Here is a 24,888-nt window from a genome sequence, read left to right on the forward strand (position 1 = left end):
TGGAGGATAGCCGCCGCGCGTTTCGATACCTGAAACTCAATATCCAACGCCGCCTCTTCCTACGTCAGTACACAAAAGCCTGGTCTTATTAAACCAGGCTTTTTCATATCCCCCTTTTTCCGCTTGCCCACTTTGGGTCTGTGGAGTTACTCCTCTTTTTTGCCGATGAATTTCGTTGCCATTCTAGGCCTACTTGCCGCTTTCCTTACTACTGCCGCCTACGTTCCGCAAGCCTACAAAACCATCACAACCCGCTCTACCAGCAGCTTATCGTTGCCCACATATTCCATGCTGTTCCTAGGTACGCTGCTGTGGGTGGGCTATGCCGTGGCTATTGACAACGTGCCTGTGCTAATCGCCAACGGTGTTACAGCCCTGCTGGCCGGCATTATCCTCTACCTCAAGCTCATGACCAAGCCCGAATAAGCCTACTCTGCCGATTACACGGCCGGCTGCTTGCGGTAAGCCGAAGGGCTTTGGCCCGTTAGCTTGCGAAAGGTGCGGTTGAAGTGCGACAAGTTGTTGAAGCCCACCGCATAGCTGACTTCCAATACCGGTAGCCCCTGCAGGAGCAGCAGGCAGGCTTGGCTAACCCGATATTCTTGCAAGAAATTAGTCAGCGTCTGGCCCGTCATTCTTTTGAAGTAGCGGCAGAAAGCGGGTACTGTCAAGAAGGTTTGGTCGGCTAGTTCCTGCACGGTAATGGGCTCGGCGTAGTGCTGCTCTAAGTAGTGATACACCTGCTTGAGGCGCTGCTGCTCCCGCGCTTGCTGATTGGAAATGCCCATGTCCGCGTGCAGTTCGGTTACGTCGGTGGCGGCGGCCAGGTGGTAGAACAGCTGAAGCAGCGTGAGCAAGCGTTCAGGAGCGGGTTGGTCTAGCATCTGACGCAGGGTATCCCCTACCCGTGCACGGGTATCCGGCCCGAACGACAGGCCTTGGCGCGAGCGAAGAAAAAGCTGCTGCACAGCCGCTAGCTCGGGCCGCTGCAAAAATTGGTCGCCCATAAAGTCTTCGCGGAGTTGCAGCACAATTTGCTCGAAAGCCCCTTGCTGCTCGTAGCTAAAACTGAGGTGGGGCAGGTTCGGCCCCATAAAGATTAGCTCACCTCGCTCGTACCGCGAAAAATGCTGACCAATGTGCCGCCGGCCGCTTCCTTTGGGAATGTACACCAGCTCATACTCCGGGTGGTAATGCCACAAGATATCCCGGTCCTCGGCGTGGGTGTAATGCAGCAACGTGAAGGAGCTGCCTGGCGTGGGCTGAATGGGTTCAAATTCCAGCTTCATGCGCTGATTAACGTTGCGCTAGGTAGAAAGATGCCGGCAGCGTCATTGCAACGTCAACATAGTACTAGTGGTCACTACAAGCGTGCCGCTTCCCATCAGCGGCCCCAGCTTTTTACTTGCTCTACCTACCACCTCACCAAGCATACAGCAGCCAGCAACGTCTTGCGCGACAAGTAGTGCCCAAGAGCATTATTGACAGCAACCTACTTATAACTCCCGCACCCAGATGTTGCGGAAGCTAAGGGGCTCACTTTTGTCACCGTGGGCTTGTAGCTTGATGGGGGCCGGGCCGTGTTTTTGATAAGTAGGCTTTCCAATGTAGCGTGTAGCACCAGTTAGCACCGTGTTGTCTTGCACCACTACGCCGTTGAACATCACCGTAACGCGGGCCGGAGTACGCACAGTACCATCAGCCTGGAAGGTGGGAGCCGTCCATAGAACGTCATACGACTGCCACTCCCCTGGCTTGCGAGCGGGGTTTACCAACGGAGCCGTCTGCTTGTAAATGCTGCCAGCCATGCCATTCACGTAGGTTTTGTTGCGGTAAGCATCCAATATCTGCAACTCATAGCCTGCATCGCCCTTGCCAAGGGAGGCCAGGAAGATGCCGCTGTTGCCGCGGGCTTGCCCCGTTTCGGCAATGGTAGCCGGTACTCGCCACTCCAGATGGAGCTGGTAATTGGTGAAGCTGCGCTTGGTTTCGATGTTGCCGGAAGTCTTATCTACCGTCAGAACGCCGCTCGCTACCTTCCACTTGGCCGGAGCAGTTCGATCATCGGCCGACACCCACTGCGCCAAGTCTTTGCCATTGAACAGTACGATGGCATCGGAAGGAGGTGGCGTAGTTAGCGCGGTGCCCATTACTTCCCGCGGCACGGGTTCCCACACTTCGGTGGCTTCGGGCTTATCCGATTCTTGCGCAGTGGCCATATAAGGTATAGAACTAGCTACAAGCAACGACAGAACTACGCAACGGGTTAGCATAAGAAGAAGACAGGAGGTGCTGAAAATGAACAAATGAACGACTAGTACGGGCAATGAGGTAGGATAGGCCCCTACCCGATTACACGTCGCAGAGCTGCACAGCTTGGCGCAATGAGGCGAGGCCGTCGGCTTGACGCGGAATGAATTCCTGAGCCACAAAGCCTTTAAAGCCGGTTTTCCGGATGGCTTGCATGATGGCTGGGTAATTCAGCTCCTGGGTGTCATCCAACTCGTGACGGCCGGGTACCCCAGCGGTGTGATAGTGCGCAATGTAGGGGTGGTACTCGGTGAGGGTGTGAATCACATCACCCTCGTTGACTTGCATGTGGTAGATGTCGTAAAGCAGCTTGAAGTTCTCAGAGCCGAGCTTTTTCGCCAGTTCCACGCCCCACCACGTCCGGTCGCATTGGTAGTCCTTATGGTCGATTTTGCTATTAAGCAGCTCCATCACCAGCACTACTTTGTGTTTTTCAGCTAGTGACATTAGGGGTTTCAAGCCCGCTACGCAGTTTTTCCACCCGGTTTCATCCGACATGCCCCGGCGGCTGCCGCTAAAGCAAATTAGATTGGTGTAGCCCGCCTGGGCCACTTTCGGAATCATCTCGGCGTACTGCTTTTGCAGTTGTGCATGAAACGTGGGGTCGTTGAAGCCGTCGGTCAGGTTGATTTCCGCGCCGTTGCACATGGGCGAGTCTAGGCCGTGCTTTTTGAGCGTGGGCCAGTCGGCGGGTCCTACTAAATCAATGCCCTTAATGCCCATGCCTTTGGCGGCAATGCACAGTTCTTCCACCGACATTTTTCCGAAGCACCAGCGGCACACCGACTGTTTGATGTTGTTTTTCAACGGCATAGCGTGAGTTGCTTGGGTTTCATCCGAAGCGCAGGCTGCCGATACGCCCAGCGTAGTAGCTGCCACGGCCCCGGTAACCATCCCCTTTAAGGCCGACCGACGATTCCAATTTGTCATGCAGAAAGTTAAACAGCTTGTGATAAAGGAGTTGCCGGATCCTGAATGGCTGCGGCAGGCGTAGTTTGCGGCTCTTTCTGCTCGCGGAAAAATGCCAGAAAGGCCAGCAACACCGCCACCGCAATACCAGCCGGAATCAGCCAGATCATGCGCCAATCATGAGTAGTCGGCGTGGTCTGGTAGGCGTCGAAGATGCGGCCTGACAGCAGGGTGCCAATCAGCATGCCCACCCCGTAGGTAGCCAGCGTGATGAACCCCTGGGCCGAGCTTTTGAACCGTTCCCCAGCTAAGTTGTCGGTGTAAATCTGGCCCGTCACGAAGAAGAAGTCGTAGCAGACACCGTGCAGTACAATGCCCGCAATCAGCATCCAGTAGTTACTTTCTCCGTTGCCGTAGGCGAAGAATACGTAGCGCAATACCCAGGCTGCCATGCCAATAGCCAGCATCTTTTTCACGCCTAGCCGGCTGAAGAACAACGGAATAGCCAGCATAAACAGCAGTTCCGATACCTGCCCCAGACTCTGTACACCGGCCGCCGACTTCATGCCTACTTCGTTGAGGAAGGGGTTGGTAAAACCGTAGTAGAAGGCTAGCGGAATACAGATGGCAATAGAAGCCAGGAAGAAAATCAGGTAGGAGCGGTTACGCAGCAAGCCAATGGCATCAAGGCCTAGCAAGTCACCAATTGAGGTTTGGGCGCCTTGCTTGACGGGCGGCGTGGCGGGCAGCGTGAAGCTGAACACCCCCAGTAGTGCCGAAGCCCCGGCCGCCATCAGAAAGGTAGCTTGTAGGCTGTTGGTTTGCTCCCAATTCAGCCAGCCAATAGTGAGGCCCGCCACAATCCAGCCCAGCGTACCCAACACCCGAATAGGCGCAAATTCCTTCTGTGGATTCTGCATCTGCCGAAAGCTAATGGAGTTTACCAGCGCCAGTGTGGGCATATACAGCACCATGTAGGTGAGGATATTGGGGTAGAAGCTGCCGAAGTCAGGAGCTGCGGAAGCACGCCAGAGTAGCAGCGCCCCCGCCAGATGGAGCACCCCCAGAATCTTCTGAGCCGAGAAAAACCGGTCGGCAATCAGCCCGATAATGAACGGCGCTACAATGGCCCCAATGGACTGCGTCAGGAAGGCTACGCCGACTTGGGTGCCCGAGGCACCCAGGTTGCGCAGTAGGTACGTGCCCAGCGTCACGAACCACGCGCCCCAGATGAAAAACTCCAGGAACATCATGATGGACAGCTTGATACGAATAGAAGCAGTCATACGGCAGGTGGGGTTGGGAAGTATAGAGAGTTATTAAGCAGACAGCTAAGTAGTCGTTCTGAAGTGGGTCCTTCCCCGGCTTCCTACGCCGCTTAATGCGCAGAATGGAAGGGGTAAGACAGCCAATTAAAGCCTTACTTCAGTGCGAGGATGTAGCGAACCATCTCCTGGGTGTCCTTTTCGGAGAGGGCGGGGTGGGGCGTCATTGGAATTTCACCCCAGTTGCCTTTGCCGCCGGTGATAATTTTCTTGGCCAGCATGTTCACGTTGGCCGCTGTATTGGGGTACTTCTTAGCAACATCCTGGTAGGCCGGGCCAATCAGCTTCTCGTTTTCACGGTGGCAACTGGCGCAGTCTGAAGCGGCAATCAGCTTAGCGCCGGCTTCCGACGGAGTACCCACGGGTGTAGTACCGATTTTGGTGGCATTGGTATCCACTTGCGGCTGGCGGGCCACGGCACTGATATTGGAATTCGTGACGCTGTCTTGGGGCGGCACGGTTTCTTCGGCCAGACTGTATTCTTCTTTAGTCTTTTTACTATCGGAGTCAGAGCCGCAGGAGAAAAGCATAGGCCCGCACAGCAGAAGTAGGAACGCCTTTTTCATAAAGGAGGGATTGTAATTAGAGACCGAGGATCTTCTGATTGAGAGACTTGTCGATGCCAGAAGCGGCAAAATCGTCGAAGGCCTTGTCGGTGACGTTGATGATGTGGTTCTGAATAAATGGCGCGCCTTCACGGGCGCCGTCTTCGGGGTGTTTGAGGGCGCATTCCCACTCTAGCACGGCCCAGCCGGGGTAGCCGTACTGTGCCATCTTACTAAAAATGGCCTTGAAATCAACTTGTCCGTCCCCGAGGGAGCGGAAGCGGCCGGCGCGGTTTACCCAGTCCTGGTAGCCGCCGTACACGCCCTGCCGCCCAGTAGGGTTAAACTCGGCATCCTTGACGTGAAACGCACGAATCCGCTCGTGGTAGATGTCGATGTACGCCAGGTAGTCCAGGCATTGCAGCACAAAGTGCGAGGGGTCGTAGAGCAGGCAGGCGCGCGGGTGGTCGTTTACTTCGGTCAGGAACCGCTCGTAGCTGATGCCGTCGTGCAGGTCTTCGCCAGCGTGAATTTCGTAGCACACGTCCACCCCGCACGCATCAAACTCATCCAGAATAGGCCGCCAGCGCCGGCCTAGCTCTGCAAAAGCATCATCAACCAACCCGGCTGGGCGTTGGGGCCACGGATACACCATCGGCCACAGCAACGCCCCGCTGAACGTGGCATGGGCCGTGAGGCCCAGCCTCCGCGACGCTTTGGCGGCGTAAATAAGCTGCTGCACGGCCCACTGCTGGCGGGCCGGGGCGTTGCCGCGCACGGCTTCCGGCGCAAATCCATCAAACAGTTGGTCGTACACCGGATTCACGGCCACCAATTGGCCCTGCAAATGGGTGGAAAGCTCGGTGATTTCCAGGCCGGCCGCCTGCACTTTGCCTTTCAGCTCGTCGGCATAGGTCTGGCTTTCAGCAGCTAGTTTGAGGTCGATGAAGCGGCTGTCGGTGGTAGGCAGCTGCACACCTTTGTAGCCTAGGTTGTTGGCCCAGCCACAGATGTCTTCTAACGTGTTGAAGGGGGCTTGGTCGCCGATGAACTGCGCCAGAAAAATACCCGGTCCTTTAATGGTTTTCATACGCCGTTACAGGGTGAATTTAGTCCACTTTTTCTCAGACTGGCCCGAGGCAATAACGGTTTCAATAAAGGCCATGCCCCGCAGTCCTTCCTCAATGCCAGGGTAATCCTGGGCTTCGGGCGGGGCTGGTGAGCCGCCCTGCTCTGCCAACAACGTCAGTGCGAAGTTGCGGTAGAGGTTGGCGAAGGCCTCCAAGTAGCCCTCGGGGTGGCCCGGCGGAATGCGGCTATTGTGTAGCGCAGTGGCACTAAGGTAAGATGCGCCCGTGCGGCGTACTTCGGTAGGCCGGTCTAGCCACTTCACCAGCAGCGTGTTGGCGTCGGCCTGCTGCCAGTCGAGGCCTCCTTTCTCGCCATAGATACGTAGACGCAGGTTGTTTTCTTCGCCGGCTGCTACTTGGGTAGATACTAGTACCCCGCTGGCTTCGTCGCTGAGCTTGAGTAGTACAGCCCCGTCGTCGTCGAGGCGGCGGTTGGGCACTACGGTGTTGATGTCGGCGCACAACTCTGTGACGCGCAAGCCGCTTACGTATTCGAGTAGGTTGAAGGCATGCGTACCAATGTCGCCCATAGCGCCGGCTATACCGCTCCGAGCGGGGTCGGTGCGCCAGGCGGCCTGTTTGTTTTCGCCGCTTTCCTCGGGCGTGCTCAACCAGCCTTGTGGGTATTCCACGTAGACTTTCCGCACTCTACCCAATGCTCCGGTTGCCAACAAGTGGCGGGCCTCCTTTAGCATGGGGTAGCCGGTATAAGTGTGGGTGAGACACAGCTTTTGGCCGCTGGCTTTCAACACGGCGGCCAGTTCCTGGGCTTCGGCCAATGAGAAGGTTATCGGCTTGTCCAGTACAACAGCAAAGCCGTGTTCCAACGCTAATTTGGCGGGTGCGAAGTGCAAGTGATTAGGCGTCACAATGCTGATAACCTGTACCCGCTCATTAGCCGGCCGCTGGGCTTCCTGCTCCACCAATTCTTGATAGGAAGCATACACCCGGTCGGGAGCTAGGCCGAGGTGCTGGCCGGTGGATCGGGAGGTATCAGGGTTGCTGCTGAACGCGCCGGCTACCAGCTCATACAGGCCATCGAGGGAAGCGGCCATGCGGTGCACGGCCCCGATGAAGGAGCCGTGCCCACCGCCAATCATGCCCAATCGTAATTTCATGCGGTACGTGTTGTGGGTTGGTCGTTCCAGACAGGGGACTACCCCCTAGCTTCCTCTAGGAAGAGGAAGTCGAACGACTATCTAGTTGAGTAGACGCGGTACTTGTCGTTGATGGTATACAGGCTTGTGTGAACTGTATACGATACGCTCGGGGCTCCCCTCCTTTGGAAGTGAGGCCCCATACTAGTCTGATTACCTCAAGTGGTAGCCCAGGCCCGGTCGCCTTTTTTATACGGTACGTTGCCGTCGTATTTGCCGGGCACGGGGGTGTAGCGCAGGGCTTGGGTGGCGCCTGGCTCGGAGGTAAAGAAGCCAAGCAGGGTCAACTCCTTGAACATGCGGAAGTAGTGGTTAGGCTGCTCCAGCGTTTTGGTTTTGCTGTATTGCTTTTGTTCGGCGTCGAGAGCGGTGAGCAACTTAGTCCGCTGGGCGGCATCAAGGGACAGGAAGTCTTTGCCGCCCTGCTTTTTGGCTGCCTCATCGAGCTTGGTCAGGCCGTCCACGAAGATCTTCTGATCCTTGGGCAGGTAACAGTCGCGCACCATCACGGCCATAAAGCTACCCACGTTGGCGGCCTTGGCACCAGGCGTTTTGGTGGCGGGCAGAATCGTTTCGCCTACTTCATTGAGGAAGCTGATTTGCTTGGCGTCGAGCACCTCGGCCAGCTTAGGCGGGGCCTTGTCGGCCGACTTTGTCTTGGTTGTTTCTTTCTTGTTATCGGTGTCGGCGGTGCAGCCACTCAGCAGATAGTCGCCGCCAATGAGGGCACCGCCCATGATGAGGGCCACCCGGGCCATTGCGTCTCTTCTGTTCATGGTCGGTGGAATTAGACGTTCTGTTTTTTTAGCTCGCTCACAGCATGATCCACGGCGCGGGCCGTAAGGGCCATGTAGGTGAGCGAAGGGTTCTGGCAGGCGGCCGAAGTCATAGCGGCGCCGTCGGTGACGTATACGTTGGGCGCATCCCACACCTGGTTGTACTTGTTGAGCACCGAGGTTTTGGGGTCGCGACCCATGCGAGCAGTGCCCATTTCGTGAATACCGCCGCCTAGCGCGTAGCCGTTGTTGTAGGTCTTTACATTTTTCAGGCCGGCCTTTTCCAGCATCTCCTGCGCGTCTTGCATCATATCGATGCGCATTTTCTGCTCGTTGTCGCGGATGGTAGCATCCATTACCAGAACAGGCAAGCCCCACTTATCCTTTTCGGTTTTTGAGAGGTAAGTACGGTTGTCGTGGTAAGGTAGGGTTTCGCCGAAGCCAGTGATACCCATGGTCCATTGGCCAGGCTCGGTTAGAGCGTCTTTGAAATCGCCACCGATGCTCATCTCGGCAATGTCGCGGCTCCAGCCTTCGCGGCCGGCACTGCCCTGGTAGCCGAAGCCCCGGATGTAGTCGCGCTTGTCGCCGAACAGGTTGCGGTAGCGCGGAACATAGATGCCGTTGGCACGGCGGCCATACACGTATTTGTCTTCGTAACCAGGCATTTCGCCGTGCGCACCGGCCCGGAAGTGGTGGTCCATCAGGTTGTGGCCCAGTTCGCCGCTGCTGCTGCCTAGGCCGTCGGGCCACACATCGGTAGCCGAGTTCATCAGCACCCACGCCGAGTTAAGGGCCGAGGCATTCAGGAAAATGACTTTGGCGAAGTACTCGTAGGTTTGGTTGGTTTCCGCGTCTAGCACTTCCACGCCCTTAGCACGCTTGGTGTCCTTGTCGTAAATGATTTTGGTGACGATAGAAAACGGCCGTAGCGTGAGGTTGCCGGTTGCTACTGCCGCCGGCAGGGCTGCCGACTGCGTGCTATAATAGGCCCCAAATGGGCACCCCAGCCAGCACTTATTGCGATACTGGCAATTCACGCGGTTGTTGTGGGGCTGGGTGATGTTGGCCGTCCGCCCGATAATCATGCGGCGGTGCTCGTAGTTTTTCTTGATGCGCGCAGCCACGTCCTTTTCCACCACGTTCATTTCCATGGGGGGCATAAAGTCGCCGTCGGGAAGTTGGGGCAGATTTTCGCGCGAGCCGCTGATGCCGACAAACTTCTCTACGCGGCTATACCACGGAGCTAAGTCCTCGTAGCGAATCGGCCAGTCCACGGCAATACCATCCTTGGCGTTGGCCGTGAAGTCGTAGTCGCTGAGTCGATACGACTGTCGGCCCCACATCAGGGAGCGGCCGCCCACGTGGTAGCCCCGGAACCAGTCGAAGGGCTTATCCTCTTTGTAAGGGCTTTCCTTTTCGTTAACCCAGTACTCTAAATTGCTTTCATTTAGGGTATAGTCGCGGCCGAGTACCGGGTAGTCTTTGATCATCTGCTGCGTTTTGCCGCCCCGATGCGGAAATTCCCACGGGTTCTTGTTGGCATTCACGTAGCCTTTGATGTGCTCTATATTGCGGCCGCGCTCCAGCATAATGGTTTTCAGGCCTTTCTCGGTTAGCTCTTTCGCCGCCATGCCGCCCGAAATGCCGGAGCCAATGACAATGGCGTCATACGTGTTCTTTTCCATGAAATTCGGTGGGATGGTTGTCAGTTCTAGTTCTTAGTTTTTGGTTTGCAGTTTTCAACACAAGACCTCTCTTAAGCGGCCAAAAACCAGAAACCAAAAGCGGGTTATACCAACGTCCGCTTAATGTGGGTGATGCTCTTCTGAATACTGTCGAAAGGAGAGCCAGGAGTTTGGTCCTGCTCCACAAAGAAGTACTTCAGGCCAGCTTTGCTAGACTGGGCAAAGATGCGCTTGAAGTCAATGACGCCGCTACCCACCTCCGTGAAATTGTGCTTTGGAGTGTTGTCCATATCCTTCACGTGCCATAGCGGGAAGCGCCCTGGGTGCTTCTGAAACAACGTGACGGGGTCATGACCAGCTTTCGTTGCCCAGTAAAGATCGAGTTCCATCTTCACCAGAGCTTGGTCGGTAGAACTCAGCAGGAGGTCGTAGGGCAGCTGCCCGTTCTGAGCAGCAAACTCAAAGTCATGGTTGTGGTAGCAGAGTTGAATGCCAGCTTTCTTGCTTCGCTCTCCGGCTTTATTTAGCTGATCAGCTATATACTTATAATGGTCGAGGCCACCGCGCTCCGCTTCCGAGAGGTAAGCGCATACCATATACTTCACGCCGGCCTGGGCGGCATCGTCTACGGCCTTATCCCAGCCGTGGAGCATAGTTCCCTGAACGGGGCTCCCCTTGTCTTGCTCTTCTCCCAGCCGGTAGTGGCTGCTAGGCATCATCAGGCCAGTTCGCCGGAGCAGCCGGGCAAAAGCCGCAGGGTCCATGCCGTAAAACTTTTGGCTGCCAGTATAAGTAGCACCTTCTACGGTGGTGTACCCTAGTTTCGCCACTTTGGCTAAAGTACCGGCCGGATCCTTTTGCATGGCGTCACGCACGGTGTACAGCTGCAACCCAATATTTGTCTTCGGCGCCGCAAGTAATGAGGGCGATAGAAATGCGCCGGCCGAGAAAACAGAGGCCGACTTCAGAAACGAACGTCTGGAAGTCATCAGTGGGGTGGAAATTCTCAGGTAGAGTTCACCTGAGGGTGGAAAAGAAGAAGCGGACGCTATTAGTAGGTGGCTGCACGAACAGCCATAAAGTAGCAGGATGGCAAAACCAGAACAGTAGCCCGGCCCAATTTATCTGTTCTCTTTTCGAGAATGCAAGTTCAACAAGCTCTTGTTTACCTGACAATTAACGAAAATCATCTTTATTATACACTTAGTACACACGTAATATCTCTATTTGCTAAGCTTTCTTGGCTGTTGAGACTGTACTAGTGGCTGAAGTTGATCGGATAAAAAACACGTTAGAAAATCAGGCCGCTTCACTGCATTTCTTTCTAAGAAGTGTCCAATCACTCTTATCCTTGTTTTGCTTGCACTGCTAACTATCCAGCAATACCAGTAGCTCGTTTATAGGATGAACGAGGAAGCCAGGTAGAAAGCTCAACCATACAGCAAACATCTAGGAGGAATATCTATGTAGGTACATACTGTTGAGGCTGTATGTATGAATATCTACAAGTAGATTTGCGCGGTATTTGCGGTGCAGTACGCACCCTTGTTTGCCCGCTCCCGTCCCTCCTAGTTGCATGACTACACCCCCAGCTACATCCGGTATTCTAACCCGATTGCGCACAGAAACTCGTCCCTATCACGAAGCGCTGGAAGAGAACAGCTTCAACCAAGAGCTAACGGCCGGGCGCCCCTCACGCGAAGCCACTGAACATTTCCTAACTAAGATGTATGGGTTTGTGGAGCCCTACGAGCAGCGGCTACGGCAGCATTCTTTTGGCCCCGCCTGGAACATAGACCTGCGCTACCGGGCCCATCTTATCCTACAAGATTTACCAGTTGAGGTGCCTACCCCACCCTTGTGCCCCTCCATGCCTCCCCTGAATACATGGCCCCAACTATTAGGAGCTATGTATGTGCTAGAAGGATCTACGCTAGGCGGCCAGGTAATCACGCGGCAGCTAGCCAAAGCAGGCATACCAACGCGCGCTTATTTCAGCGGCTACGGCGACCAAACTGGTCCTCTATGGAAATCTTTTTGCCAATTGTTGGTTCAGGAAGCAACCGAAGAAAATCAAGACGAGATTGTGGAATCAGCTAGCCGCACATTTCAACACTTACACGCCTGGATTAATCACGCATGAGCTATACCGATGACAGCCTGCTCGGCAAGAATATTAACCTAACGAACTGCGACCGGGAGCCTATCCATATTCCCGGAGCCGTACAGCCCTATGGTTTTTTACTGTGCCTGAACCCCGCTACCCTTACTGTAGTACAAGCCAGCGAGAATACGCAAGCACTCATCGGCATTCCGGCGGCGGACCTTCTGGGCACTACCCTCGACCGACTACTGAGCCCGGAGCGGGTGGCGGAAATTACCCAGTTGCAGGGTACGCTCACGGAAGCTACCAAACTGGTAGGCGCTCGTCTTGACCAGGTGGAAGGGCAGCCTTTTTACAAGATCATTCTGCACCGTTACGATGGATTACTATGGTTAGAGTTTGAGCCCGTAGCCGAATCTGGTGGCCCCACGCTAGACCTGCCTGCTCTCAACGAAGCCTTGGGACACATGCTGGCGGCTACGCAAGTGCTGGAGTTTTGCCAGTACGCGGTAGAGCAGGTGCGCGGCATTACGGGTTTCGACCGGGTGGCTATCTACCGGTTTGGGGAAGACGAAAGCGGGGAGATTATTGCCGAGGCCAAGCACGAGGACTTAGATCCGTGGTTGGGGTTGCACTACCCTGCCTCCGACATTCCGAAGCAAGCCCGGGCCATGTACCTTAAAAACTGGCTGCGCTTTATTCCCGACGCCCGCTACACGCCCTCTCCCCTCGTGCCTGTGAATAACCCCGGCACCAACCGCCCGCCCGATATGACTTACTCGGTGCTGCGGAGCGTGTCGCCCATTCACTTGCTTTACCTGCACAACTTGGGTTCGGCCGCTACCATGACCATCTCACTGATCCGGAATGGTCAGCTCTGGGGCATGATTACCTGCCATCATCGCACGCCCAAGTTGGTAAGCTACGAGCTACGCGACCTGTGCCAGTTCATCGGAAAAACCTTTTCGGCCCTCATTCAAAGCAAGGAACAGCTCGATCAGCGGGAGTACCAGCTCCGTATTCGTCAGAACCAGAGTGGGCTGTTTGAGCACGTTTCGACCAACCCCAACTTTGTGGAGGGCCTATACCGCCACAAGCCCAACCTCCTTGACGTGTTGGACTGCGGCGGAGCAGCAATTTGCTTTGATGGCAATATCATCACACTTGGCCACACGCCTACTGAGCCACAAATCAAGAAGTTACTAGAATGGCTACAGGAGCACGCCCCGGAGGATATTTTCTATACGAATTCCTACGCCCAGCTGAATCCAGAAGGCCTATCCATACGCCCCACGGCCAGTGGCATCATGGCCATTTCCTTGGCGGAGGCACCCGGCAACTACATTATCTGGTTCCGACCCGAGTTGGTGCAGACAGTAACTTGGGCGGGGAAAAATGACAAAGTAGAAACCCAGGCCGACGGTCAGATCTTCCTGTCGCCCCGCCAGTCGTTTGAGGCTTGGAAGCAGCTTGTCGAAAGTACTTCCGCCCCGTGGCGCCCTTTGGAAATAGAAGCCGCCACGGAAATCCGCCTTCACATTTCGGATGTACGCCTCAAGATTTTCAACGAGTTGCAAGCCCGAGCCGCCAGCCTTAGCCGCCTCAATGCCGAGCTAGAGCGCAGCAACGACGAATTGGATTCTTTTGCGTACGTGGCTTCTCACGATCTAAAAGAACCACTGCGGGGCATCCACAACTACTCCTTGTTTTTGCTGGAAGACTACGCCGAGCAGCTTGATTCGGATGGCGTCAGCAAACTCCAAACCTTGGTGCGCCTGAGCCAGCGCATGGAGGGGTTAATCGAGTCGCTGCTTCAGCTCTCCCGCGTGGGCCGCCTCGATCTGGAGCTTGCGCCTACCGATATGAACCAGCTTCTAAGCGAAGTACTGGACCTGCTGCTACCCCGGATTGAGCAAACCCAAACTACCATTTCCGTGGCGGGCACTTTGCCTACTATTTACTGCGACCCAGTACGTATGCAAGAGGTCCTTAACAACTTACTGACCAACGCCATGCGCTACAACGACAACGCCGACAAGCGCGTGGAAATTGGCGTAGCTGCGCCCGGTGAGGTGAAGCTAAAAAACGGTGGCAACCCCGACAGTTTTGACGTATTTTACGTACGAGATAATGGAATCGGTATCGACCCCAAGCACCACGAGACAATCTTCAAGATTTTCAAGCGGCTGCACTCCCAAGAAAAGTATGGGGGCGGCACCGGGGCTGGGCTGGCCATTGTCAAAAAAATGGTCGAGAAGCATGGTGGTGCCCTGTGGGTAGAGTCAACCCGCGGGGCAGGAGCCACCTTTTATTTTTCCGTTCCCAAACATCCCTAAGAACCTACCCCGTGTCTACTTCATCGTTAAAACCCATCCTGGTAGTGGAAGACAGTGCCGAGGATTTCACGGCGCTGGGGCGGGCCTTTCGCAAGCACGCACTACGCAATCCCGTATTACGCTGCGAGGACGGCGACCAGGCCCTCGAATACCTGCTAGGCTACGGCACTGCCAGCGGCTGGCCCCAAACCCTGCCAGCAATTGTGCTACTTGACCTTAACCTACCCGGCACCGATGGCCGTATGGTGTTAGAGGCACTGAAGCGCGACCCACGTCTGCAAACTATTCCCGTGATTATTTTTAGTACTTCTTCAAATGCGCGCGATATTGAGGACTGCTACCAGTTAGGGGCGAATAGCTACCTAACGAAGCCCATTGAGTACGCTGCTCTCGAAGAAAAAATCCGTCTGGCCATGCACTACTGGCTGGAAGCGTCAGAACTACCATCTGAGAAGAAGATTGCCTAGTGAAAAAGATTTTACTCGTTGATGACAACGAGCAAGACCGTATGCTATACCGCCGGTACCTAGGTAAGTCCTGGCATTCTGAGCGCATAGAAATTTTCGAGGCTTCATCTGGGGAAGAAGGCTTAGCCCAGTTTCAAGCCCTACAACCCGATTGTATTCTGCTAGACTACAACTTGCAGGATACCGACGGCTTGGCACTGCTGGAGGAGCTGACGGCTCTTGCTCCGCCGGAGAGCTTGTGCGTGGTAATGATTACGGGCGGCGGCAACGAGCAATTGGCCGTAAAGGCACTCAACAGCGGAGCCCTCGACTACCTCGTAAAGCAGCAATTCGACCCGGAGTTGCTGTACAAAACTGTGGTACACGCCATCGAGAAAAATGAGTGGCGCCAGTACGTAGCCCGCTACCACGAGGAACTGAAAAATGTAAACCGGCAGCTACGAGATTCCGTGGAAGAACTCACGGAGGCCCGCCAGCAGATTCGGCACCAGAATGAGCTGTTGTTGAAGGCCAACCAGGAAATTGGTGCCCGCAATGAGCTGTTGGCTGGCACTAACCAACAGCTGGCGCGTACCAATGCCGATTTGGATAATTTCGTGTACGCGGCTTCCCACGACCTACGCCAGCCGGTGCACAACTTACGGGGGCTGTTCGACGAGCTGCACCGCTCAGCCACAGTGCTCGACCCCGAGGAAGAACAGATCTGGCGCTTGCTTGATGATTCTTTACGGGCTCTTACTACTACCATCACGGACCTAGCGGCGGTGGTGCAGGAAGCTCGTAACCCCGGCGAGCAAGCCACCGAACCAGTCCTTTTGGATGATTTGACGACTCACGTGCTTCAAACGCTACACCCCCAGGTAGTAGCTGCCGAAGCCACCGTGGAAACCGACTACGCGGCCCTGCCAGAGGTAGAATACGTGCCCAGTAACCTGCGCACTATTTTGCTCAACCTGCTAGCCAACGCCCTCAAGTACCGCCACCCAGACCGCCCCGTGCAGGTGCAGGTACGTACCCGCCTGCTCAACGACCAGGCCGTACTTGAAGTGCAAGACAACGGTTTGGGCATGAACATGGAACGCCACGGACAGGAGCTATTTCAGTTGTTCCGCCGGTTTCACCCCGAAGCTGGTGACGGTACTGGGGTAGGCTTGTTTCTGGTCAACCGCTTGGTGCGCGGGCAAGGCGGCCATATTGAGGTAGACAGCCGGGAAGGCGAAGGCACTACGTTCCGCATATTCTTAGGGGCCAAGGCCTACCACATCCAGCCTTCCCAGCCTACTCCTGCTACGGTTTAAGGCGCGCCGCTTCTGTAGAACGGCGCACTACCAGTTCAGATTCTAGTTCCAGGCTTTGTGCAGGCAGCACGGGCTTGTTTTTGGTAATGGCTTTGAACAGAATTTTTGCGGCCTCCCGACCCATTTCGTAGGCCGGTTGCGTGATGGTAGTAAGACCTGGTTCCAAGAGAGCAGCCGCTGCCATGTTCGAAAACCCTACCACCTTGACATCCTCGGGAATGCGGCGTCCTACCTCGTGGCAAGCTTCATAGGCACTCAGGGCCAAACTTTCCACGGAGGCAAAAATTCCGTCAACCTCTGGGTGCTCCTCCAGCAGCTGGCGGATAAGAGCCACGTTTTCCGCTTTGTCGCGCTGGCCCTGTACTACTAGGTGGGGGCTGTATTCAAGACCAGCTTCCTGCATTGCGTGCTGATAGCCTTGCATGCGCTTCTGCCCGATTGATAAATTATTGGACACTAGCAAGTAAGCAATATGACGGCAACCGGCCTGTAGAAGATGCTGAGTGGCTTTGTACCCACCCCTATGGTCATCGGTGGTGACGGTGGCGGCGGCCGAGCCCGCCCGTACCCGATCGAAAAACACAGTAGGAATTCCCCGCTCAGCTAGCAAGTCAAGGTGGGTGAACTGATTGGTTTCGCTTGCCACTGATAGAAGAATACCGTCGGCCCTACCGCCAGCCAAGTGCTGCACAATGTCCACCTCACGGCTATGGTCATCGTGCGTAAGGTACACGAGGACGTGGTAGTTATTGAGGCGGGCAATTTCCTCAATCCCATCGATAGCCAGGGAGAAGAAGTTATTTGCAACTTCGGGCAGAATCACCCCAATGGTTTTGCTTTTCTGCCGCCGCAGGCTGCTGGCGAAGGGATGCGGCTCGTAATTAAGCTCCCGAGCCAGCGCCAGCACGCGCCCCTTCGTTTCAGCCGACACCTCATGACTATCATTGAGCGCCCGTGATACGGTAGCCGACGACAGGTTCAGGGCTTGGGCTAGCTGCTTTAAACTGATCGGTTTCATGCTCCTAAACGACGGATTGCTTAGCGCTGGACAAGAGGGCCGCAGCACGTGCTCGGCAGCACAAAGGTGAGGCTTACTGCCTAAAGCGGCAAAATCCGTGCTTAGCCCGCCGCCCGCGCCGCAGATTTCCACTTGAGCGCGAGTTACTTCAGTCGTTTTAGAGCAGCTCTTTGAGGGTGATGCAGCAAGGTTTTCCGGAATCGTTTACAGAAATAAACCTGGGCCGGCACCACAGCATCCCGCAGTAGTGGCAGTACTTTCCGGCCTTCTTTGTGCCGTGGTGGTGTGGCCACCGCTTCGGCTTTCCTACCCTCACCTATGGAAGCTGCAAGTAGTTGCGCCCATAGCTTTCGTTACCTGCCCTTTTTATGCCTGCCCTTGATCAATTTTCTCTCCACGGCAAAGTCATTGTTATTACTGGGGCCACTGGCGTGCTGGGCGAGGCCCTGTCCTTGGCCGTAGCAGAGGCGGGGGCCAAAGTAGCTATTCTGGGGCGCGATGCTACCCGGGCGGCGGAACGGGTAGCCACTATTCAGGCGGCGGGCGGAGAAGCCATAGCCGTACTAGCCGACGTGCTCGACCAAGTACAAATGCAGGCTGCCTGCGAGAAAATTCTTGCTGCTTGGGGTACCGTTGACGGCCTCGTAAACGGTGCCGGTGGCAATATGCCCGGCGCTACTGTAGGTCCAGATCAGGATCTATTTGACGTAAACCTGGAGGACACGCGCCGGGCCGTAGACCTCAACTTGTTTGGCACCGTGGTTCCCACCACAGTTTTTGGGCGCGTTATGGCAGCCCAAGGCAAAGGCTCCATTGTAAACATCTCCAGCCTAACGGCCCAACGCCCCCTCACGCGGGTACTGGGCTACACCATGGCCAAGAAGGCCGTGGAAGCCTATACGCAATGGATGGCAGTGGAGCTAGGGCTGCGCTACGGCGGCGGCCTACGGGTGAATGCCATTGCTCCGGGAGTGTTCCTTACGGAGCAAAACCGCGCCCTCCTCGTGCACCCCGACGGTAGCCATACCGAACGGGCTCGTAAGTTTATTGCCCATACCCCCTATCAGCGCTTTGGGGAGCCCGAGGAGCTGACGGGCACGCTCATCTACCTCCTCAGCGACGCTTCCCGCTTTGTAAGCGGCGAAACTGTGCTGGTTGATGGTGGCTTCAATGCATACAGCGGAGTATAGCTTAGCCGACGGCGCAATGAAAGCTGTTGCGCTACTGCCCTCCTCTCTTTAGTTATCTGATTTCCCATTCCCATCCAACATGCCCCTACTTCAAAGCTGGCGCTGGTACGGCCCCAACGACCCCGTTAGTCTCTCCGATATTCGCCAGGCTGGTGCTACCGATGTAGTGACGGCTCTGCACCATATCCCAAACGGGCAGGTGTGGTCAGTAGAAGAAATTCAAAAGCGCCAAGCGGAAGTGGCAGCCGCGGGCCTGACCTGGAGCGTGGTAGAGAGCGTACCCGTGCACGAACAGATCAAGACCCGCACCGGCGACTTTGCGCACTACATCGCTAACTACCAGCAAAGTCTGCGCAACTTAGCCGCCTGCGGCATCCACATCGTCACCTACAACTTTATGCCGGTGCTGGACTGGACGCGGACCGATTTGGCGTACGAGGTAGAAGACGGCTCCAAAGCGTTGCGGTTCGAGAAAGCTGCCTTCGTAGCTTTTGATGCCCTGCTGCTCAAGCGCCAGGGCGCTACGCAGGAGTACAGCCCTCAGGAGCTGGCGGAGGCGGAGGCCCGCTTGGTGAGCATGAGCGACGCCGAGCAAATGCAGCTGCAACGCAACATTATTGCTGGCCTGCCCGGCAGTGAGGAAAGCTTCACGTTGCAGCAGTTTCAGCAGGCCCTGGACGCCTATGAAGGCATTGACGCCGCCACGTTGCGCCAGCACCTGATTCTTTTTTTGCAAGCCATTGTGCCCGTAGCGGAGGAAGTTGATGTGAACCTAGCCATTCACCCCGACGACCCACCCTACCCCATCTTGGGTTTGCCGCGGGTAGTAAGCACGGCCGACGACGTGGCGGCCCTAGCCGCGGCGGTGCCCTCTCTACGCAATGGCTTGTGCTTTTGCACTGGCTCTTTTGGCGTGCGCGCCGACAACGACCTGCCTGGTATGGTCCGACAGTTTGCTGAGCGCATTCACTTTATCCACCTGCGAAGCACCCAGCGTGATGAGGCCGGCAACTTCTACGAAGCCAACCACCTAGAGGGCGACGTGGACATGTACGCCGTGATGCGCGAATTGGTGCACGTGATGCAGCAACGCCACGTGCGCCTCCCCATGCGCCCCGACCACGGCCACCAAATGCTCGACGATCTGCACAAGCGCACCAACCCTGGCTACTCTGCTATTGGCCGCCTGCGGGGCTTGGCTGAGCTACGCGGCTTAGAGCTTGGTATAACGCGCAGTCTACCAGCCTCGGAATAGCGCTTCATAAGCCATAAAGCCCCGGCTCCTACCCAGGAAAAGGGTAGCTGCCGGGGCTTTGTGGTCTATTGTACTGAGAACCGAAAGGCAGCGGGCGTCAGGCCGGTTTTGCTTTTAAACAACCGGGTGAAGTACTGCGGGTACTCGAAGCCGAGTTGATAGGCTGTCTCGTTGATGGTCAGCGACGTACCGAGTAGCAGCTGCTTGGCCTTGTTGATTAGCGCATTATGAATGTGCTGCTGAGTATTCTGACCCGTAATGCTGCGCAGCATGTCGCTCAGGTAAGCGGGCGACACGTGCAGCGTATTGGCGAAGTGCTGCACGGTGGGCAACGGATGTTCCGCGTCTTGGGAAAAGTACGCAATAAGCAACGCTTCAAAGCGGGCTAGCAAATCGTGCTCGGCCGTACGGCGGGTCAGGAACTGCCGGTGATAGAAGCGGTTGGCGTAGCTCAGCAGCACATCCAGTTGGGACACCAATACATCTTGGCTGAAGGCATCAATGGGCTGCTCATACTCAGCCCGAATGCCGTGCAACATACTTGCCAGCAGGCTTTCTTCCTTGGCCGACAAGTGCAAGGCTTCGTTGGCCTGGTAGGAAAAGAAGCCATAGGTGGCTATTTTCTTGGCTAGCGGGTACTTCAGCAGCAGGTCGGGGTGAAACACAATCATCCAGCCGGTTATTTCGGAGGCATCCAGTGTGTCGTCCACGGCAAAAACTTGGTCGGGCCCCAAGAAGAACAGCACCCCTTCGCTAAAATCATACGACTGGCGCCCATAGTACAGCTTCCCTTTCAGCCCTCGTTTCAGGGCAATGGTATAGAGATGCTGTACGACGAGAGTTGTCACGCGTGGTAGGCAGCGGGCCTCTTCCAGGTCAATAACCGTGAGCAACGGATGCGCCGGCGCCGGCAGCCCATAGAAGCGGGTGTAGTCCGTTACGGTAGATAGCACGCGAAAATCCTGGGCAGCTTGTTTCATATGAGGCTAGTTCGGCAGCGTATGCTAGTGATTAAGTTGTTTTCAATTTAACTAACTAGGGCGTTTCGTGCCGCCCGGGTTGCTACCCAGCTTCGGCCGGAAGCTCCCCCAACGAGGATGTAGCAGCAACCCAAGTGGCACCTAGCACAGCAGCACCTTAGAACATTGCTGGGTAAGCAGCTCCCGCTGAGCTGCCAACCGGCATAATGGCTTCTAGTTCAGCCAACTCCTGAGGGCTAAGCGTGATACTTGCGGCTGCCACGTTGGCTTCCAAATACTTACGGCGCTTGGTACCAGGAATGGCAACTACGTTTTGAGCCAGTACCCAGGCAATGGCGAGCTGGGCGGCTGTCAGGTCCTTCGCCTGAGCGAGGGTCTGTAACTTTTCTACTAGCTCTAAATTCTTGTAGAAGTTTTCGCCCTGGTAGCGAGGAAAGAAGCGCCGCGAGTCGTTGGCCTCGAAGTCGTCGGGCGATTTGATGTCGCCCGACAAGAAGCCCCGCCCCAGCGGCGAATAAGCCACGAAGCCAATGCCTAGTTCGCGCGCTGCTTGCAAGGAACCTGTTTCCTCCACGCCCCGGTCGAAGAGGGAGTACTCCGTTTGCAAGGCCGTGATGGGGTGCACCTGATGGGCGCGGCGTAGCTCCTCCGGCGTCGTCTCCGACACGCCCAGGTAGCGCACTTTCCCTTCCTCCACGAAGCGGCTCATCTCGCCAATGGAATCTTCGATGGGCACGCGTGGGTCCACGCGGTGCAGGTAGTACAGGTCAACGTAGTCAGTGCCCAGATTCTTGAGCGACCGTTCGATGCACTTGCGGGCGTACTGGGGGTGGCCGTTTAGCTTACCGGTATACTGCTCGTTATCATCAACTTCAAAACCAAACTTGGTCGCCAGGATGATGCCCTGCCGGCGGCCAGCCAGAACCTTGCCCACTAGCCGCTCGTTCAGCATGGGTCCGTACAAATCAGCCGTATCCAGCAGGTTAATGCCCAGTTCCAGAGCGCGGTGCAGTGTAGCTAAGCTTTCAGCCTCATCCGCTTCGCCATACACGCTCATGCCCGCTACGCCACTGGTCATGCCCATGCAGCCTAGGCCTTCGGCAGGTACTACTAAGCCTTGGCTGCCTAAGGCTACTTTCTTGATAGTGCTCATTTTGTATCGATTACAGGGTGTAAGAAGGATGTTTTTACCTTACAAAGGTCCTGCAATGAGATAGGCTGGGAGCTACACAAAACACTGCTTTTCCTACACAAAACGCAGTGCCCAACCCAGGAAATACGGTTGGCCTTTCCGCCTACTACCCAGCACTTAGCTTGCTTTCGACCCGCACGTACCTCTGTACATGCCCTGCCGTATAGAAAAGCCAGTGGCCCTAGCTCCTCGGGTTTGAGTGAGCAGCACCTACGCAGATGCTACCCTCCACAAACTCCAGGAGCCAGAGCCACTGGCTTAGGGCTGTGCAGTACCATCACGTAATGGCGGCTGCACGGCCCACATCAACGCGTATTCTTACTTAGTTACGCACCCCAAAACGGTATTCCGTGGTGGAGTGAAACGTCTCGCCGGGCTTCAGCACGGTACTCGGGAACGTCGGCTGATTGGGCGAGTCGGGGAAGTGCTGGGTTTCCAAGCAGAAGCCCCCATGCTGCTGATAGGTGACCCCACCCTTGCCCGTGAGCGTGCCCTTCAGGAAGTTGCCCGCATAAAACTGCACGCCCGGCTGATCGGTGTACACAGCCATTGTGCGCCCCGAAGTAGGCTCGTACACGCGCGCGGCCAGTGCCGGCGTAGAACGCATAGCATCGGCCAGCACCCAGTTGTGGTCGTAGCCGCCCGCTACCTGCTCAATGCGCTCACCTATGCGGTGGGGCTGGCGAAAGTCCATGGGCGTACCCGCTACCGAAGGCAGGGCTCCGGTCGGAATCAGGGTCGCGTCTACGGCCGTGAAGCGCTCCGCCAGCAGCGTAAGCTCGTGGTCTAGAATGGTAGGTGCCTGGCCCAGGTTGAGGTTGAAGTAGCTGTGGTTGGTCAGGTTGAGCACCGTAGGCTGGTTGGTGGTGGCGGTGTAGTCCAGGCGAAGGCCGTCCTCTGCCGTGAGGGTATACACCACTTGTACCTGTAACGCGCCGGGGTAGCCCTGTTCGCCGGCGGCACTGGCGTAGCGCAGCGTCAGGGTCTGTCCGGCGGCCGATGTGCCGGGCGTAGCCTGCCACACTACTTTGTCGAAGCCTTTTGTGCCGCCGTGCAGGCTGTTGGGGCCGTTATTTACCGGTACCTGGTAGGTTTGACCGTTGAGCGTGAACTTGCCTTGTTTGATACGGTTACCGTAGCGTCCAATTAGGGCGCCGAAGTAGGGACCTTCGCGCAAGTAAGTGGCGCTGGTGTAGCCCCCCAAATCATCAAAGCCCAGTACTACGTCGCCCAGCTTTCCGTTCTTATCGGGCACCAGCAAGCTTGTAAGCGTACCTCCATACGTGGTGATGGTAGCTTTAAGGCCGTGCGCATTCGTAAGCGTATACAGGTGCACCTCAGTGCCATCTAGGGTTTTGCCAAAGTTGCTGGATGTGGGCATACTCGTTGAGGAGGATTGAGTAGAATCGGCGGCGGTGGTGGGAGCAGTGGTTGTGCTGGTAGTATCAGCCTGCTGGCAGGCAGACACCAACAAACCAGCCACCCCGCCAGCCACAAGGCCAACTCGGAAGAGTGGAGTCATAAGTGCAGGAAGGGAATCAGGTAGCAGAAAGCCTAGTTAGATTGAGGTACAAGGGCAAAGTTCTCGAAGGTGGCAACAGCCGTAGCGGGGCCGTGGGCCAACACCCCGGCCCGCACGCCCCGGTCCCAGGGGGGCAGGTAGCTTCCGTTTACGGCAGCGCCACTAGCCGGCATATTTTGCCAGGTAGTACCTCCGTTGCTACTCCAGGCAAAGGTAAATTGGCTGCCTTGGCGGGCTTGCAACCGCAATTGCAGGCGCTTGGTGGCAGGTAGTATGGTTTCGGCAAGCACCTTCGACTGGCCTTTTTCCTGCTGCACCAGTTGCACCTTACCACCGCCAGCTACTAAGGACAAGGTATTGTCTGGGTCGCCGTGGGCTGCTAGGCCGGCCTGGGAGCCTGCTGGCAGGGCGGCGGGGTTAAGCAAGGTAGTAGTAGCGGTGTAATTCGGGGCCGTGGTTGGTTGCCCAAGGGCCGCGCCGCTGTGGTCGGGACGGGCCGTGAGTTGGAGCTGGCCGCCGCGGAGAGTAAAGGTTGGCTGTTGCTCCACGGGCCACTGCCAGGTAGGCAGCAGCTTGGCACCCGTAAACTCATCGGTGAACGAGCGCGCAATTGGCGGGGCCGCGGCTATCGGCGTGCTTCCACCCCGGAACTCCGGCCAGCCAGCGGCCGTCCACACAAACTCGCTGAGCACGCCCTGACGACCCACAAATTCCTGGCTTTGTGCAGCGTAGGCGTGGTGCAGCATAAACCAGCGCCCCTGGTGTTCAATGGCCGTACCATGACCGGGGCACTTCCAAGTATCGTTGTTTATTAGTACCGGGTTCTTGGCATACTTTTCCCAAGGGCCCAGCAGATTTTTGGCCCGGGCTACCCCGGTAGCATAGGTGCAGCCCCGACCGCAGCAGCCGTTGCCGGCGTAAAATGCATAGAAGTACCCTTCGTGGCGAACAATGGATACTCCTTCTACCAAGTTGCCCTCCCAGGTGGCCGGATCATTGCGAAATAGCTCCTGCTTCTCTCCTACTAGCGCCGTGCGGGCATCGTTTAGGCGCTGGGCCCAGATGGGCGTGGGCTGCTGCACGCTGTTGCCGTCCTCTTTCCAAATAAGGTAAAGCTGGCCGTTCTCGTCGCGCATGGGGAAGCCATCAATGGAGCCATCGGGCTGGCCCACTAGGGGGCCGTGGTCGGTGTAGGGTCCAGCCGGGTTGTCGGCGCTGGCTACGCCCACGGCTAGGTTGCCGCCGCGCTTGTGCGCTGTGTAGAACACGTAGGTTTTCTGGCCTTCCTGGCTGATTTCAGGAGCCCAGAAGTAGTAGTCGGCCCAAGCGGGCCGCTCACCCGGAAACACATGACCCACCAACTGCCAGTCGGTCAGGTTCTTGGACGTTAGCAGGGGAAAAACTGGTCCCCAGTTAGAAGTAGTAGCAGTAGCCCAATAGGTGTCGCCCACTTTCGTTATCGACGGGTCGGGAAAGTCGCCGGCCAGCACCGGGTTCGGAATAGCCAGTGGTGCGGCCGTAGTGGTTGGTGCGGCGGCCGGGCTGGCGGCAGTAGTGGTAGTAGCAGGGCGCTGGCAGGCGGAAAGCAAGCTGCCAGCTACCAGTAGGGAGCTGGTCAGGCGGCGAAACGGGAAGGGCAAGGACAAATGCAACGTGCGTAAAAGGAAGGGTGAACAACAAAGAAAG

The 24,888-nt window shown here is 56.4% G+C and carries 22 protein-coding genes; 7 read left to right on the forward strand and 15 right to left on the reverse strand.

Going from position 1 to position 24,888, the window contains the following annotated elements; genetic code table 11:
• Window positions 1-165 precede the first annotated feature (165 nt).
• Complete coding sequence (locus CHB83_RS10455; protein ID WP_045690077.1) at window positions 166-426, forward strand: SemiSWEET family sugar transporter; 261 nt, start codon at window positions 166-168, stop codon at window positions 424-426.
• A 14-nt stretch (window positions 427-440) separates the two neighbouring features.
• Here the strand turns inward: CHB83_RS10455 and CHB83_RS10460 are convergent, their stop codons facing one another.
• From CHB83_RS10460 to CHB83_RS10505, 10 genes are all read right to left on the reverse strand, one after another.
• On the reverse strand, window positions 441-1,289 hold the full coding sequence (locus tag CHB83_RS10460) for an AraC family transcriptional regulator (protein WP_089332595.1): 849 nt from the start codon (window positions 1,287-1,289) through the stop codon (window positions 441-443).
• Window positions 1,290-1,496: 207 nt separating this feature from the next.
• Window positions 1,497-2,219: a 3-keto-disaccharide hydrolase gene (locus CHB83_RS10465; protein ID WP_245855325.1), complete on the reverse strand. Its 723-nt coding sequence runs from the start codon at window positions 2,217-2,219 to the stop codon at window positions 1,497-1,499.
• A 133-nt stretch (window positions 2,220-2,352) separates the two neighbouring features.
• Window positions 2,353-3,240, reverse strand: a complete 888-nt coding sequence (locus CHB83_RS10470) for a hydroxypyruvate isomerase family protein (RefSeq protein ID WP_089332597.1) — start codon at window positions 3,238-3,240, stop codon at window positions 2,353-2,355.
• A gap of 8 nt (window positions 3,241-3,248) precedes the next feature.
• Window positions 3,249-4,505 (reverse strand): nucleoside permease, encoded by a 1,257-nt coding sequence (locus CHB83_RS10475; RefSeq protein WP_045690074.1) that lies wholly within the window; start codon window positions 4,503-4,505, stop codon window positions 3,249-3,251.
• 134 nt (window positions 4,506-4,639) lie between these two features.
• The gene (locus CHB83_RS10480; RefSeq protein ID WP_072144866.1) at window positions 4,640-5,110 is read right to left on the reverse strand and encodes a c-type cytochrome; all 471 of its coding nucleotides are present in this window, start codon (window positions 5,108-5,110) and stop codon (window positions 4,640-4,642) included.
• Window positions 5,111-5,126: 16 nt separating this feature from the next.
• Window positions 5,127-6,179 carry a sugar phosphate isomerase/epimerase family protein gene (locus tag CHB83_RS10485; RefSeq protein WP_045690073.1) on the reverse strand — a complete coding sequence of 351 codons (1,053 nt, stop codon included), beginning with the start codon at window positions 6,177-6,179 and terminating at the stop codon, window positions 5,127-5,129.
• Between the two features lie 6 nt (window positions 6,180-6,185).
• The gene (locus tag CHB83_RS10490; RefSeq protein WP_218823170.1) at window positions 6,186-7,337 is read right to left on the reverse strand and encodes a Gfo/Idh/MocA family protein; all 1,152 of its coding nucleotides are present in this window, start codon (window positions 7,335-7,337) and stop codon (window positions 6,186-6,188) included.
• Window positions 7,338-7,534: 197 nt separating this feature from the next.
• Complete coding sequence (locus tag CHB83_RS10495; protein ID WP_089332600.1) at window positions 7,535-8,152, reverse strand: gluconate 2-dehydrogenase subunit 3 family protein; 618 nt, start codon at window positions 8,150-8,152, stop codon at window positions 7,535-7,537.
• An 11-nt stretch (window positions 8,153-8,163) separates the two neighbouring features.
• Window positions 8,164-9,840, reverse strand: coding sequence for a GMC oxidoreductase (locus CHB83_RS10500; RefSeq protein WP_089332601.1), 1,677 nt, complete (start codon window positions 9,838-9,840; stop codon window positions 8,164-8,166).
• A 104-nt stretch (window positions 9,841-9,944) separates the two neighbouring features.
• Window positions 9,945-10,829 carry a sugar phosphate isomerase/epimerase family protein gene (locus tag CHB83_RS10505; RefSeq protein ID WP_089332602.1) on the reverse strand — a complete coding sequence of 295 codons (885 nt, stop codon included), beginning with the start codon at window positions 10,827-10,829 and terminating at the stop codon, window positions 9,945-9,947.
• Window positions 10,830-11,416: 587 nt separating this feature from the next.
• On the opposite strand from CHB83_RS10505, the gene CHB83_RS10510 reads away from it, so the two are divergent.
• Genes CHB83_RS10510 through CHB83_RS10525 form a run of 4 tightly spaced genes read left to right on the forward strand, consistent with a single transcriptional unit; the run spans window position 11,417 to window position 16,045 of the window.
• The gene (locus CHB83_RS10510; protein ID WP_089332603.1) at window positions 11,417-11,983 is read left to right on the forward strand and encodes a biliverdin-producing heme oxygenase; all 567 of its coding nucleotides are present in this window, start codon (window positions 11,417-11,419) and stop codon (window positions 11,981-11,983) included.
• Window positions 11,980-14,280, forward strand: coding sequence for an ATP-binding protein (locus CHB83_RS10515; RefSeq protein WP_089332604.1), 2,301 nt, complete (start codon window positions 11,980-11,982; stop codon window positions 14,278-14,280). The genes CHB83_RS10510 and CHB83_RS10515 overlap by 4 nt, the downstream gene beginning before the upstream one ends.
• Before the next feature lie 11 nt (window positions 14,281-14,291).
• The gene (locus CHB83_RS10520) at window positions 14,292-14,747 is read left to right on the forward strand and encodes a response regulator (protein WP_045690069.1); all 456 of its coding nucleotides are present in this window, start codon (window positions 14,292-14,294) and stop codon (window positions 14,745-14,747) included.
• Window positions 14,747-16,045, forward strand: coding sequence for an ATP-binding response regulator (locus CHB83_RS10525; protein WP_052695510.1), 1,299 nt, complete (start codon window positions 14,747-14,749; stop codon window positions 16,043-16,045). Before CHB83_RS10520 ends, CHB83_RS10525 begins: the two co-directional genes overlap by 1 nt.
• On the opposite strand, the gene CHB83_RS10530 is transcribed toward CHB83_RS10525, so the two are convergent.
• Window positions 16,035-17,063 (reverse strand): LacI family DNA-binding transcriptional regulator, encoded by a 1,029-nt coding sequence (locus CHB83_RS10530; RefSeq protein WP_045690068.1) that lies wholly within the window; start codon window positions 17,061-17,063, stop codon window positions 16,035-16,037. The genes CHB83_RS10525 and CHB83_RS10530 overlap by 11 nt on opposite strands.
• A gap of 368 nt (window positions 17,064-17,431) precedes the next feature.
• On the opposite strand from CHB83_RS10530, the gene CHB83_RS10535 reads away from it, so the two are divergent.
• Complete coding sequence (locus tag CHB83_RS10535) at window positions 17,432-18,253, forward strand: SDR family oxidoreductase (protein WP_089332605.1); 822 nt, start codon at window positions 17,432-17,434, stop codon at window positions 18,251-18,253.
• A gap of 79 nt (window positions 18,254-18,332) precedes the next feature.
• Window positions 18,333-19,508: a mannonate dehydratase gene (gene uxuA, locus CHB83_RS10540; RefSeq protein ID WP_045688700.1), complete on the forward strand. Its 1,176-nt coding sequence runs from the start codon at window positions 18,333-18,335 to the stop codon at window positions 19,506-19,508.
• Window positions 19,509-19,573: 65 nt separating this feature from the next.
• Here uxuA and CHB83_RS10545 read toward each other — a convergent pair whose 3' ends face one another.
• The 4 genes from CHB83_RS10545 to CHB83_RS10560 all read right to left on the reverse strand — a co-directional run bounded on the left by CHB83_RS10545 (window position 19,574) and on the right by CHB83_RS10560 (window position 24,848).
• The gene (locus tag CHB83_RS10545; protein WP_089332606.1) at window positions 19,574-20,488 is read right to left on the reverse strand and encodes a helix-turn-helix domain-containing protein; all 915 of its coding nucleotides are present in this window, start codon (window positions 20,486-20,488) and stop codon (window positions 19,574-19,576) included.
• Window positions 20,489-20,645: 157 nt separating this feature from the next.
• Entirely contained in the window at window positions 20,646-21,641 is a 996-nt protein-coding gene (locus CHB83_RS10550) for an aldo/keto reductase (protein ID WP_089332607.1), read from the reverse strand.
• Between the two features lie 361 nt (window positions 21,642-22,002).
• A complete protein-coding gene (locus CHB83_RS10555) occupies window positions 22,003-23,202 on the reverse strand; it encodes an aldose epimerase family protein (RefSeq protein ID WP_179225514.1) in 1,200 nt (399 codons plus the stop codon).
• A gap of 32 nt (window positions 23,203-23,234) precedes the next feature.
• Window positions 23,235-24,848, reverse strand: coding sequence for a family 43 glycosylhydrolase (locus tag CHB83_RS10560; protein ID WP_245855326.1), 1,614 nt, complete (start codon window positions 24,846-24,848; stop codon window positions 23,235-23,237).
• Between the last annotated feature and the right edge of the window lie 40 nt (window positions 24,849-24,888).

Source organism: Hymenobacter mucosus (assembly GCF_900188255.1).
Classification (GTDB): Bacteria; Bacteroidota; Bacteroidia; order Cytophagales; family Hymenobacteraceae; genus Hymenobacter; species Hymenobacter mucosus.